Raw genomic sequence first — 13,172 nt, forward strand, 5'->3', positions numbered from 1 at the left:
ACAAGGTCTGTCCGGGATAACCGCCAGCAGCATTGAGCGCACCTAGCTTGTCTCCGGAGCCGGTAAGCTCCGGCGTCCAACACGTCGTCGAGCGGGCGAACCCGCTTGCGATGATGGACACAGACCAGCAAGTACCGTCCTGGCGTGTTGTTGAGCCAGTGTAGCCAAGTCCACCGGCTCGAACCCCAGTGGCGCGAGCACCTGCCGTGAAAGGATTGCCGCGAACATCGGGCCCACGAGCGAAAAGACATGGGCCCGCGGCTCGCCTTCGCACACTTCGCCTTTCATCTGCGAGCGCTCGACCAGCGCCTGCAAAGCATCGAACATCGGCGCCACCACCTCTTCCACCCAAATTCGTCCAAGGTCCGGGAAGCGCTCGCTTTCCCTCAGGATCAGTGCGGCGATGCGTGGGCCGAGACTGTTTCCAATCGACGTCGCTGCGCGCAAAAGAAAGAACGGCACGAACTCGGCGAATGCGCCGTCGTACTGCCGGATCGTCTCACTTAGTTGCCGGACGTTGGTTGCCGTCACTTGCTGGACGACCGCGCGAAACAAATGCTCCTTGGTTTCGAAGTACAGGTAGACCGTTCCCTTTGCGACACCAGCGCGTCGCGCCACGTCGTCGAGTCTAGTTGCCTCGTAACCCGCCTCGAGGAAGCAGGCAAGCGCGACGTCGATGATCTCACCTGGCCGCGCGTCCTTGCGGCGCCGGCGTTTAGCGGGTTCGGCAGCGGGACTCAATGTCAATCCTGAGTCGATTTGAGAGCTTTTAGTGCGTTTCATTCTCTTACTGGGAAGTTCGATAGGCGCGGTGCGCCAAAGACAGACCCGGTCGCGACAGGACGCTCACCCGGTAGGTGGTCAATTGTTGCTCTGGCATTGTCCTTCCCGTCACGCCGTCATGATAGCCCGCGCCTGCTCATTTCGTTGCGTCCGTTGATTCGGCAGCTATGAATTCGGCTGCCCCCGCGTTGACCCGATCCAGGCCTCCCAAAGCAGAACTTGCAATTTAATGACCTAGAAGTCATTATCTATCCCAGCACGACTGCTCCTGCATGAAAACGCGCGGGTGGTGAGCGGTCGCACAGCAGAACGGGATATGCCGTACGCGCAAATCGCACGTCCATAGCGGGAGAAAAAAGTTGGAAGACAGCCATCCACCGATCGGGTGCGCGAAACTAGGCGGTCGCGTCATCGCGCAGCCGTTTTGGCACGACAGCCCAGTCGAGGCAACGCCCCGCAGCTGCACGTACCACGCGGCGCAGCCCCGCAACGCTCAGTCCGTCATACGTACCGCGCTCGTCGCAGGAGGCGCGCTCGCTCTCACTGCGCTCGCCGGTTGTTCGCACCAGGATGCGCCTTCATATCAAGGCTACGTCGAAGGAGAATTCGTCTATCTGAGTTCGTCGCAGGCGGGCACGCTCACGCAGTTGGCGGTCACGCGCGGACAGACGGTGGGTTCGGGCATATCCGTGTTCACACTGGAGTCTGGAAGCGAAACTGCGGCATTGAACCAGGCGCGGCAGCAGCTTGCATCGGCGCGAGCACAGTTGCACGACATCCAGACGGGCAAGCGCCCGGTCGAAATAGACGTAACGAAAGCGCAACTCGCGCAAGCCAGCGCGAACGCGCGCAAGGCCGCGCTGCAACTCACGCGCGACGAGGCACAGTTCAGTGCAGGCGGCATTTCCAGAGCCCAACTTGACGATTCGCGTGCGAACGCCGAGTCGACCGCGGCTCAGGTTCGTGAGCTTTCCTTTCAGATCGACGTCGCCCGGCTACCCGGACGCGAACAGCAAATCAGTGCGCAGTCGGCGCAAGTCGAGGCCGCGCAGGCCGCCGTCGCCCAGGCGCAATGGAAGCTCGATCAGAAGCAGGTGACGGCTCCTGCCCAGGGCCGCGTGTACGACACGCTGTTCCGCGTCGGCGAATGGGTGGCGGCAGGTAGCCCGGTCGTGCAGATGCTGCCGCCGCAGAACGTCAAGGTGCGGTTCTTCGTTCCGGAAACAGTGGTGGGAGCGCTGCAGCCGGGCCGCGCGCTGACGATTCATTGCGACGGTTGTGCTGCCGATGTATCGGCAAAGATAACCTACGTGTCGAATGAGGCGGAGTACACCCCGCCGGTGATTTACAGCAACGAGCGCCGCTCGAAATTCGTCTACCTGGTCGAAGCGCATCCCGCCGTCGCCGATGCCGAAAAGCTTCGTCCGGGGCAGCCTGTCGCGGTGATGCTGCAATGAGGCCTTCTGAGCAGCAGTACGCGATCGACGTGCACGGATTGAACAAGCACTTCGGCGACAAGCATGTCGTCAACGATGTGTCGTTGCAGGTCGCGCAAGGTGAGATCTTCGGCTTTCTCGGCCCGAATGGCAGTGGCAAGACAACCTCGATCCGGCTGATGTGCGGATTGTTGACCCCAGACTCGGGCAGCGGCAAGTGCCTTGGCTACGACATCCTGACGCAGAGCGCCCTGATCAAGCGCAACGTCGGCTATATGACGCAGCGCTTCTCGTTCTGGGAAGACATGACCATCCGCGAGAACCTCGACTTCGTCGCGCGCGTTTATGGAATGAAAAACCGCCGCGAGAAAGTCGACGCGACGCTCGAAACGCTCGGGTTGCAAAGCCGCGCGAACCAGTTGACCGGCGCGCTATCGGGCGGGTGGAAACAGCGGCTGGCGCTGGCCGCCTGCATGCTGCACGAGCCGCGTCTGCTGCTGCTCGATGAACCGACCGCCGGTGTCGATCCGACCGCACGGCGCGATTTCTGGGAGGAACTGCACTGTCTAGCCGCGCGTGGCATCTCGGTGCTCGTCAGCACGCACTACATGGACGAGGCGGAACGCTGTCACAAGCTCGCCTATATCGCGTACGGCAAGCTGCTCGCGCATGGAACATCGAAGGAAGTGATCGACTCGCAAAACCTCGCGACCTGGTCGATTTCCGGCGCGAATCTCACCGAGCTGTCCGAGCAGTTGCGCGCAACCGATGGTGTCGATCAAACCGTCGTATTCGGCTCAGCCTTGCATGCGAGCGGCCACGATCATGCGGCGCTGGAAGCCGCGATCCGGCGAGCGACAAACGGCAAGGCGGTACACATCGAGCAAATCGGCACGGGCCTCGAGGACGTCTTCATCTACATGATGAACCGCTCTGCCGACAACTATGGAATCAGACCGTGAACCTCGATGCCTTCTTTTCGCCCACGCGCTGGTGGAGCATTGTGCTGAAAGAGTTGTTGCAGCTGCGACGGGACCGCATCACGTTCGCGATGATCGTCGGCTTGCCGGTCGTCCAACTGGCGCTTTTCGGCTTTGCGATCAACACTGACCCGAAGCACCTGCCCACCGCGGTGATTCTCGCGGACCAGAGCCCGTTTTCGCGCAGCTTCGTTGCGGCAATGGAGAACTCCGAATATTTCCGGATTGTCGACACGCTTCATACCGAGGAAGAGGGACGTCGCGCGCTCGCCGAAGGGCGCGTGCAGTTCGTGCTGACGGTTCCCGCCGACTTCTCAAGGAAATTGCTGCGCGGCGAACGGCCCGCGTTGCTCGTCGAAGCCGATGCAACCGATCCAACCGCGACCGGCACCGCAATCGGGGCGTTGCCAAGCCTCGTTCAGCCAGTGGCCGACAAGGACATCACCGGGCCGCTTGCGCATCTGAACGGCACGCCCAATGCTTTTAGCGTGCAGGTGCAGCGTCTCTACAATCCGGAAGGGATCACGCAATACAACGTCGTGCCAGGGCTGATGGGCATCATTCTGACCATGACGATGGTGATGATGACGGGCCTCGCCATCACCCGCGAACGCGAGCGCGGAACGATGGAAAACCTTCTCGCGACACCGGTGCTGCCGCTCGAGGTGATGACCGGCAAGATCGTGCCGTATGTGGCGATCGGGCTGGTGCAGGTCTCGATCATCCTCGCCGCGTGTCGTTACGTGTTCAACGTGCCTTTCGAAGGCAGCGTGCTGGCGATTTACCTCACCTCACTGTTATTCATCGCCGCGAACCTGACCGTTGGCATCACGCTGTCGTCGCTCGCGCAGAACCAGTTGCAGGCCGTGCAGCTGACCTTCTTCTATTTTCTACCCAGCATGCTGTTGTCCGGCTTCATGTTTCCGTTCGCGGGGATGCCGCGCTGGGCGCAATGGATTGGCAATGTACTGCCGCTCACGTATTTCAACCGCCTGGTGCGCGGCATTCTGCTCAAAGGCAACGGATGGACCGAACTGTGGCCATCGGTGTGGCCGCTCGCGTTGTTCACCGTGGTCGTGCTGGGTATCGCTTTGCGCTTTTACCGGCGCACGCTCGATTAGGAGAATCCGGTCGATGAACATTCTCGCAAGCTTCACCGCTGTTGTCGCTTCTCTCGCGGTTTACGGCTGCGCGGTAGGCCCGGACTTCCAGTCGCCGGCCGCGCCCACCGCACAGTCCTACACTCACGACGCTCAGCCTGTGACCGCCGAGGCGCCGGGGACGACGCAGACGTTTACCCGCGCCGACACCGCGCTGCCGATGTGGTGGACGCAATTCGGCTCGGCTGCGCTAAACCGTCTTGTCGACACCGCGCTGTACAACAGTCCCACGCTGGCACAAGCGCAAGCCAGGTTGACGGAGGCACGTGAGAACTATGTGGCGCAAGCCGGTGCGACGGAGTATCCCGCGATCGATGCAAGTTTTTCCACCACGCGCCAGAAAGTCGACCTGAATTCGTTCGGTATCACCTCGGTGCCAAGCCCGGGTCCCTTCACCGTCTATAACGCGTCACTCAGCGTGTCTTACGCGCTGGATATATTTGGCGGCAACCGGCGCACGCTGGAAGGACTGATGGCCCAGGTCAATTACGAAGCCTACGAGCTGGAGGCGGCGAAGCTTTCGCTGGCCGGCAACGTGGTTGCAAATGCAATTCGTCGGGCGTCGCTGCAACAGCAGATTGACCTGACCGAACGCCTCGCTGACACGCAGGCACACCAGTTGTCGATCGTCGAACGACGATTCGCGGCCGGGGGCGTGTCGATGCTCGACGTTCGCACTCAGCGCACACTGCTCGCACAAACGCGCGCCACACTGCCGCCACTGTCGACGCAACTTGCCCAGACCGATCATCAACTGGCGGTACTGCTCGGCAGTGCACCATCCGATGCTGATTTTCACGACATCACGCTCGACTCGTTACGCCTGCCGTCGAACGTGCCCGTCACGCTGCCTTCGACGCTCGCGCACGAGCGCCCGGACATTCGCGCGTCCGAAGCGCTGCTGCACCAGGCGAGCGCAAATGTCGGCGTGGCGGCGGCCAACATGTATCCGCAGCTTGCAATTTCCGCGGCGATCGGCTCGGAGCGTACGCGAATGGCCGATGTGCTGAGCGGAATGAACATCTGGAATGTCGGGCTCAATCTGACGCAGCCGCTATTTCATGGCGGCGAGCTGCGCGCGAAAAAGCGCGCGGCGCAAGCGGACTACGATGCTGCTCTCGCCAGCTATCGACAAACGGTGCTTCAGGCGCTTCAGCAGGTCGCGGATGCATTGCAGGCTTTGGATAACGACGCACGGACGTTGAGCAAGCGCAGTGACGCGCAGCGCGAAGCGCAAGCAAGTCTTTCCATTGCACAGGCGCAATATGCGGCCGGTGCGGTGAGCCAGTTCAGCCTGCTCGATACACAACGCTCAGCGCTGCAAACCGTACTTGACGAGAGCCGTGCGCAGGCAGACCGGTTATCGGATACCGCGATGCTATTTCAGTCGCTTGGGCGCGCATGGTGAAGCCGTGAACGCCGCTGACGTAGTGCACGCGGCCTCATGCGCTTGCGGTCCACACGCGCGAGCGGTCTTCGATGGATCCCCTATGATTCTGTCACGCAAGGAGAACAGCTTGAATTCTATCGTCGGAACTGGTATTACGTCGGCGGCATCCTGTTCGTCCTTCTGGCCTATTTGATGGGATTTTGGGGCGCGGACCACCTCGCCCCGGTTCAGATCATCCTGGTCTACAGCTTCATGGCGATGCTCGCGCACCAGTTCGAGGAATACGCCGCGCCGGGAGGTTTCCCAGGCATCGGCAACATCGCGATGTTCGGGGAGCGGCGCACCCCGATCGCTACCGGGCGCGGGTTGCGCGGCATCTCGTCCAGCAAATACCGCGCACGTCACTCTGACGGCAGAAAGAAGCACCCGCGCGCCGCTCAACGCTTAAAGTTCATCGGTGACCTCGCTGTAAGTCACGAGGCTCGATGGCAGCCGCATAGCGACCTCATCGACCTCGTCATGCTGAACAACTATTGATACTGCCGATTTACCGTTTGATTAGCGTCATTGAGCGGCTCAACAAGATCGATTTGGGCTTTCAACGGACTCGGCTGGTTCACCTGCAAGGTGCCTGCTGCATTGAATTCCAATTGGTTGTCGAGTGCAGTGTTGTATGCCGGCCAGTTGGTTAGACCTGCGTTAGACGGATTTCCCGTTTTTGCGAACGCGGTCCAGTAAGCGATCATGTTACGCGCCACCTGTTCGTCTTGACTCGTGACAGCTGTCCCGTAGATAGAGGAAAGGGTATCAAATACGTACGGAATCTCGGCACCATGCGTGGCGCCGGCGACTTTATCTCTGATCGACTGAGCGACATACGAAAAACGATAGAGATACGTCGGCGCGCCGTTGGACGTAAAAATTCGGGCGACAAAACGTGCGGGCTCATCCATCGTAATGACACGAGAAATTTGGCTCTCAATGGACGCGACAGAGGCGGTGCCAGTCGGATCGAACGCCGCAGCGGCAGCGCTCAAGTTTTGAGGACCAAAGATCGCGTACGCCTGCTCCTTCGTCGTAATGCCTCGACTCGGAAATCCGAGGTCGGCATTGTTCACCCCAATCATGAGCGGGATCTTCGCAAAGTGTCCCGCCTTGTACTGATTCTCCGGTTCGTCAACCACAAGTTTCCCGTCGATGATCGCGCCACCCGAGAACGTGGCCAGGCTATGCGATGTATTCAACGTTGAGGTGTCCAACCCGTCGAGGACTTGATCTGCCGAGAGCGCACGTAGGGCGTCCAGCGAACTGGCGTCACTCCCGTTGATTCCCAGTCCACTGGCGAATGAAGCGCCCTGTTCTTCAGCCGAAGCCCCGACCGTCTTGGCGTTACGCGTGAGCGTACGGCCATAGTACTGATTGACGCGTCCATTGCCGGACTCATTAATCGCCTTTGCAAACAGTCCTGATGCCGACGGCGATGTCAGTAGGTTGTGAATTGATTCACCTCCAGCCGATTCCCCAAATATCGTGACGTTCGTGGGGTCGCCGCCGAAGTTGGAGATATTACGCTGTACCCATTTCAAAGCGGCGATCTGGTCCATATAACCGTAATTAGCCAACGTTTCGCCGGACTGGGCTGCGGCCGCGGTCAGTGCAGGATGTGCAAAGAAGCCGAAGCGACCGAGCCGGTAATTCACTGTGACGATAACCACCCCTTCTTTGGCGAACTGTGTGCCGTCATATTTCGGCATCGACGTTCCGCCAACGACGTATGCACCGCCGTAGATCCAGACCATCACAGGCAAGTTCTTGCCAGTGCTGTTTTGCGGGCGCCATACGTTGAGGTACAGACAATCTTCGGACGGGGCGACCGTCAGTCCGGAATTCGGGCCGCTCGTTTGCATGCAGTCGTGAACAAAAGACGTCGCCTGCCGCACACCGCTCCATGCAGCGACGGGCTGGGGCGGGCGCCAGCGCAAGCTCCCGACGGGAGGAGCCCCAAAGGGGATACCCTTGTACGCCACCACGCCGTTAGCCGCCACGCCCTGCACAGCACCATCGGCCGTCATCGCAATTGTGGGATCCGAGGAATTCGAAGAGCTGCCACCTCCACAAGCAGACAGCGCCACCGCGAGGATTGGGAAGGTGAGCAGTGCAGGCAAGCGCGTCAGTGTGTCTTGCTTCAGCACAGCCGGTTTCGTCTTTCCTAGAGCTTTACGTCTCTGTGTAGTCATGATGCCATCGTCCCCTCTATGGTCCCGGATACCTTACCGCCATGACTTGTTGCTGCGGCGGGCTCTGCGGCGCAGAGCGGAATCGAGTATCGAAGAGTGATTTTCTGCCGTCAAATTCGGGCCAATAATGGTCCATATGAATTGCGTTCATAGCCTTAGATAGTTAGGCCTGCGACGTAAGACGGTTTCTAATCAGGGCTTCAACCTCGGCAAGGCGTACTGTGACGTTCCAGTCCGCATCATCCGCAACACGTAACGCACGTAACGCACGTAACGCACGTAACGCACGTAACGCACGTAACGCACGTAACGCACGTAACGCACGTAACGCACGTAACGGAGCGGGCGTCCCGTCACCCGACAGGACGCCCGCGTAGACGCAATCGAACGCCGCGGTTACTCCGCGTTTGTTGCGCTAGGACGGATCGACACAGCTGAAGCTGTCGGCCGAATTCACATCGCCCGTGCCGTTGTATCTGCTGACTTTCGGCCACGGGCACAAAGGCATGGTCCGTTCAACAGCGCCGGTCGGAGAGTTGTTCGCGTACTTGGTCGCAATAATCTGCTCGGGCACGCGACCTTTCTCGACCCACGACTGCGCGGCGGCCAAAAGGTCATGAGTAGGATCGTCCGGCGCAATTGGAAATCCGGGGCTAAGGTTACCGAAAACGTTCGGGCCGACGCCATTGCGGCAATGATCCATTCCCGGTGCGGTGAACAGCTTCATAAATTTGTCGGACTGACCTGGCATGCGTTTCTCGACACTCTGGCGGTAGGCAATCGCAGCTCCCGGCACCTGAATGCCATCGGCGAGACCTTGAAAAACGATGAGCTTGCCGCCATGCGCCGCGAATGCGGAGAGGTCAGGATTCGATGCATCCACTGCGAAGTCTAGGGTGTTGTGCATCACATCGACGTCGCTAGCCCAGTTGAAGCTTCTCCAGTCCCAGTTGACTCCCCATACTCACTGAAATGGAAAGGGGAAGGGCGGCGCCGAGGTCGGCGTAGTCGCCGCAGTCGAGAAATCGAGTTCGGTACCGGGCAAATATCCATAGGACAGTTGTGCGCCTGTCACAGGATTGGTGGGTCCCGCGTAAATCTTGCGCAGTGCACTGACCTGCCCGGCTGTTAGGCAATCAGCCGCGTCGGCGGACTTGCACTGAAGGACCGCCGGATCGACCTTGCACATGTCCGGCCGGCCGATGACGCCGTCTTTCAGTCCATCCAGCTCGTCGCAAGCGCTCATGACATGGTCGGCCCAGAGCTTGCGCTTAGCGACCGTGAGATTGCTCGTCTGGTCTTGCTGGGTCGCGGCCCACGCCCACTGGTAAGAAAGATGCGCAGGAACGCGAGCGGCACCCGGCGCGCCAGCCACGATGCCGTCGTAGTCCTCCGGATACTGTTGTGCCTCGTGCATGCCCTGACCGCCCCCGGTGGAGCATCCGAACCAGTAAGAGTAGGACGGCGCCCTCGCATAGAATCGGTTGACGAGCGTCTTCGATAATGTGGTCATCAGGTGCGTCGCGCGATGCCCGAAGTCGACGATCGTCTCGACATGCCCGACCATGCTTGCCACGCCTGCCGATGTACCCAGGTCAGTGTTGGCAACGGCGAACCCCCGCCGCAAGCCATTGGCCAAGGCTTCATAGTCGATAGTGCCGCCCAGGCCTCCGTTTCCTGTGCCGAGATATTTGCCGTTCCAGGCGGTCGGAAGCCACAGTTCCACTTTGATGTTGGAGTCGGACGTCGGCTTGACAGTGGCCGCGACTCTGCAGAAGGCCGGCAGGTCTTTGATGGTGGCGCCCGTGGGCGGTGCGAAATCGCCTGCTGGCATGCCTTTAGTAAGGGTGAAGGTTGTGTCGGCTACTGTCACGGAAGAGAGGTCAGAACAATTTACCGAGGCCGTCTGGCTCGTCGCCGGTCCCGTATCGGCTCCTCCGCCGCATCCGGCGGTGAACAACGCGGCTGACGCAACGACGACAAACCCCAGTGCGGACGGCGAAAGCAAAGCGTTGCCCTCTCGATTCTTGAGCATTGCGGATCTCCAAAGACAATAAGTCGGTGTAGAAACTGAACAAGGCAGTCGCGAGGAACCACTCAGCAACAATATTGTTCGACCAGGCTTCATGAAGGCCGAGACTGCTAGCAATCTTTCGGACTGAGATAGACGCGCGATAGCGACTATGGGCGTGGCCTCACGTGTTTGATCGGTGGCACATCCACAGGCGCGACGAGGAGTGTCGACGGATTGGTGCGCATGCGCCAATCCGCCGAAATTGACCGGCGATATCAGTTAGCTGGATGCGGCACGTCGCGCCGCATCCTACAGATGCACGTTAGCGTTCGCTGAACACCTTAGGCTCATGAGCGTCGGCCATTGCGCTTCGATCCCTGAGAGGCAAGTCGGTTGCTCTGGAGCAACTTGGGCGGTGCGGAGAGATGGGTCTGCGTCGGCTTTGATGCCATCCGGCAAGAATGAGGTCTGCCCGAAGCTCCATATGTCGGTTGCGTGTCCCGAACCGGTCTCAGGCACTCGATTTTTGCGCGACGGCAACGGATCGGGTTCGGCCGACGCGTCGGATGGCCTGCCCAGCGGTAATATGCATTGGTGGCCCCGGAAGCCGACGTTGCATTGCCTAGGCTTTTCAATGACGGCTAGTTCACGTGCAGCAGCGGTACGACGCTTCGCCCGCGAGCGCCATTCGCGACATATCTCCTACGGACCTGCGTTCTGCATTGACGAAGGCGAAGGAGGGAGCCGCGCGGTTCGAATGAAGAAAGCTGTGCTCGTAGCCCGATCGATCAAGAGGGCTGAGCGCGTCAGCCAGCATCGTCGAAGATCGATCAATGCGCTTCCGGGCCGACAAGGACGCCAGCGGTGGCATTAACCGTGTGCTTGATGATACGACTAATCAGGCATGGCACTGCACCGTTGCCCGCGCGGTTGCTCCTGTCGCGGAGGTCAGCATGATTAAGCGTAATCCTGTCTGCTTTCTCGAAGCGGTGCCGAGCTAACGATGCCTTTAGGAGAACCATTAGAGGAGAGCAGTCATCGTCTGGCCAACACGTGCACGATTCAACACGATAGCTCATCGATATTTATTCATTATCCCGATCGTTGTAGGAAGGAACAACATCTTTACGTCGTCAACACTCCTATGGCACACGGCGTTCGTTCGGTCGCCCGGCCCTTCGATCACTGCCGCGATCTTCGCCGGAGGTCGCGACCAGCTGACCGTGATTAACCCGTTTTCTTGAGCAGACCCGCCTGCGGGCGCGAATAACTGCGCATTCCCGGCTGCGTCTTATTACTTGATCGCAGGCTCGACCAAGAGCCGCATGCGCCCGTGAGCACCGGATCGGTCGCCGTACACAGAGCACAACGCATGAAGCAATAGCTGGGGGCGCAGAAGTGCCGGCGCATGCGTGCCGCGTCGCGGCGCGTAGGCGATCGCAGGCTGGATCGCAGCACGTCAGGTCTGAAATGCCGCATTACTTGCTCGTGCCGATCCACCTGTCGAGTATCTCGTGAATATGGCCCATACCGCCGCTCTTGTCGGCGGTCTTGCTTTCCGCCGGTGTCTGCGCCGCCGTCTGACAGGGCACGCGGTAGTCCGGATGCGCGACAGCGCAATTCGTCGCCATGTCTTTCGCCGTCTTGATGTCGCCTGTCTGCCGATAGAAAGAGACCATCGACACCCATGTGAGCGGGGCGCGGCTGAAGGCGTCGAACTGCTGCTGCATCAGCGTTAGCGCGCCCGGCTTGTCATGCGCGGCCACCATACGCGTCGCGAGATTCACCTGCACTTGCCATGAGCGCTCGCGCGCGTTTTGGTTGCGCCGCAGTATCGCGATGGTGGAATCCGGGCGCCCCGGCGCGGACAGGCTCGACAAGTTGGCAAGCATATAGAGAGGCAGGCCGTCGTTGGCGGTCGGACCCGATGCGATGGTTTGCACGACCGACGCGGCTTCCGCATAGCGCCGCTGCGCCTGAAGATCCTGCGCCTTGGGTACGAGCGCATAGTGTGAGAGGATAGCCGGCGTCGCGCCCTGCTTTCGGGCGTTCGTCCAGGGCTGCACGCGCGCGTCGGGCATGTCAGTACCGAGCAGCGGTTCGACTTCCTTGCGCAGATCGGCTTCGCGTTCGGCGGCATCGCCATGCGTTTCCTGAAGCGCTTCGACTGCCGTGCCGACCTGATCCTCGATCAGATGCTGCGTGTCGAACACGGCGCCGCCCATCGTCCCTTTCACGTCGACTTCCTTGTTCGTGCCGGCGGCAAGCGCATCGGTGAGTGCGTTGATCGTGCCCGCCTGCGAGCCCAGCGCGGGCAGCGTACCGCCGAACGTCGGCAGCTTGATCGACTGAGCGTTGGCGTCCTTCACGGTCTTCTCGCGGTCCGCGGCGGTCTGCATCGCCCTGAGCTGCTTTTGTCGTTCTTTTGCCTGCTTGTCGTAGGCGCCGATGCGTTCGAGGAAAGTCTTGAAGCCCTCGGGATACGAATAGCCGTTTTTCAAACTGATGGTGGCGCCGAACAGGTCAGCCTGCTCCTCCTGCGTTCGCTCCCATGCGGGAAAGAGCGCGCGCGTGCCGAGCGCCTGCACGACGAAAATGTTATCCACGCCCGACCATTGCGTTGCGCTCGCGCGCTTGTTGGCGTATGTCCAGGCGAGCGTCGTCAGCGAGGCGCCGGCTTCTCCGGCCGTCTTGACGTTGTTCGCGGCATAGTGATTCAGATAGACGTGGCCGAATTCATGCGCGAGTACCGCGAAGATTTCATCCTCGCTTTCGACAACCGATATCCAGTACTGAGAAACGTAGATGTTACCCGCCGCCGATGACGAGGCGGTCAGCGCCGTATCCGCCGTGATATGCACGGTGCCCGGATAGTCCGGCACGCCGGCGGTGCGTTTGATTTTTGCGAGCAGGCCGTTCAGATAGCGCTCCATCTCGGGCATCGCGATGAGCCCCCAGCCGTCGGCGCGATTGTTGTTGAGGTCTTCCGTCACCGATGGCCAGTCGCGCTGCACGGGCGGCGGTATCTCGCCGGCCTTCTGCATCGTGGCGTCCTTCTTCGCGCCAGGCATCAGACCCGTGATGCTGGTCGGTAGTTTGGTATCCGAGCAGGCCGATGCCATCACGCCGCACGCGACGGCGAGACCGATTTTGAACGCACGCGTGGCCATGA

At 60.4% G+C, this 13,172-nt stretch carries 8 protein-coding genes and 1 pseudogene; 5 read left to right on the top strand and 4 right to left on the bottom strand.

The window, feature by feature from the left end; translation table 11 throughout:
- Positions 1-42: 42 nt before the first annotated feature.
- Positions 43-783, bottom strand: coding sequence for a TetR/AcrR family transcriptional regulator (locus tag HWX53_RS17090; RefSeq protein WP_175942986.1), 741 nt, complete (start codon positions 781-783; stop codon positions 43-45).
- A 503-nt stretch (positions 784-1,286) separates the two neighbouring features.
- Here HWX53_RS17090 and HWX53_RS17095 point away from each other — a divergent pair.
- Genes HWX53_RS17095 through HWX53_RS17115 form a run of 5 tightly spaced genes read left to right on the top strand, consistent with a single transcriptional unit; the run spans position 1,287 to position 6,286 of the window.
- On the top strand, positions 1,287-2,240 hold the full coding sequence (locus HWX53_RS17095; RefSeq protein WP_175943959.1) for an HlyD family efflux transporter periplasmic adaptor subunit: 954 nt from the start codon (positions 1,287-1,289) through the stop codon (positions 2,238-2,240).
- A complete protein-coding gene (locus HWX53_RS17100; RefSeq protein ID WP_175942988.1) occupies positions 2,237-3,181 on the top strand; it encodes an ABC transporter ATP-binding protein in 945 nt (314 codons plus the stop codon). The genes HWX53_RS17095 and HWX53_RS17100 overlap by 4 nt, the downstream gene beginning before the upstream one ends.
- A complete protein-coding gene (locus HWX53_RS17105) occupies positions 3,178-4,320 on the top strand; it encodes an ABC transporter permease (RefSeq protein ID WP_175942990.1) in 1,143 nt (380 codons plus the stop codon). Before HWX53_RS17100 ends, HWX53_RS17105 begins: the two co-directional genes overlap by 4 nt.
- Positions 4,321-4,333: 13 nt before the next feature.
- A complete protein-coding gene (locus HWX53_RS17110) occupies positions 4,334-5,767 on the top strand; it encodes an efflux transporter outer membrane subunit (protein WP_175942992.1) in 1,434 nt (477 codons plus the stop codon).
- 36 nt (positions 5,768-5,803) lie between these two features.
- Positions 5,804-6,286: a hypothetical protein gene (locus tag HWX53_RS17115; RefSeq protein WP_175942994.1), complete on the top strand. Its 483-nt coding sequence runs from the start codon at positions 5,804-5,806 to the stop codon at positions 6,284-6,286.
- Here the strand turns inward: HWX53_RS17115 and HWX53_RS17120 are convergent.
- The 3 genes and pseudogenes from HWX53_RS17120 to HWX53_RS17135 all read right to left on the bottom strand — a co-directional run bounded on the left by HWX53_RS17120 (position 6,280) and on the right by HWX53_RS17135 (position 13,170).
- Positions 6,280-7,986, bottom strand: coding sequence for a carboxylesterase family protein (locus HWX53_RS17120; protein ID WP_175942996.1), 1,707 nt, complete (start codon positions 7,984-7,986; stop codon positions 6,280-6,282). The genes HWX53_RS17115 and HWX53_RS17120 overlap by 7 nt on opposite strands.
- A 415-nt stretch (positions 7,987-8,401) precedes the next feature.
- Positions 8,402-10,114: pseudogene (locus tag HWX53_RS27695) on the bottom strand (tannase/feruloyl esterase family alpha/beta hydrolase).
- Between the two features lie 1,364 nt (positions 10,115-11,478).
- Positions 11,479-13,170, bottom strand: coding sequence for a M48 family metalloprotease (locus tag HWX53_RS17135; protein WP_175943000.1), 1,692 nt, complete (start codon positions 13,168-13,170; stop codon positions 11,479-11,481).
- Between the last annotated feature and the right edge of the window lie 2 nt (positions 13,171-13,172).

The sequence above is a fragment of the Caballeronia sp. BCC1704 genome, from assembly GCF_902833455.1.
Lineage (GTDB): Bacteria > Pseudomonadota > Gammaproteobacteria > Burkholderiales > Burkholderiaceae > Caballeronia.

What these genes read in the sequence shown, in the direction of transcription:
- HWX53_RS17110 (WP_175942992.1), top strand. Translation starts at nt 4,334, where the DNA reads ATGAACATTCTCGCAAGCTTCACCGCTGTTGTCGCTTCTCTCGCGGTT.
- HWX53_RS17135 (WP_175943000.1), bottom strand. Translation starts at nt 13,170, where the DNA reads ATGGCCACGCGTGCGTTCAAAATCGGTCTCGCCGTCGCGTGCGGCGTG.
- HWX53_RS17120 (WP_175942996.1), bottom strand. Translation starts at nt 7,986, where the DNA reads ATGACTACACAGAGACGTAAAGCTCTAGGAAAGACGAAACCGGCTGTG.
- HWX53_RS17115 (WP_175942994.1), top strand. Translation starts at nt 5,804, where the DNA reads ATGCGCTTGCGGTCCACACGCGCGAGCGGTCTTCGATGGATCCCCTAT.
- HWX53_RS17100 (WP_175942988.1), top strand. Translation starts at nt 2,237, where the DNA reads ATGAGGCCTTCTGAGCAGCAGTACGCGATCGACGTGCACGGATTGAAC.
- HWX53_RS17090 (WP_175942986.1), bottom strand. Translation starts at nt 783, where the DNA reads ATGAAACGCACTAAAAGCTCTCAAATCGACTCAGGATTGACATTGAGT.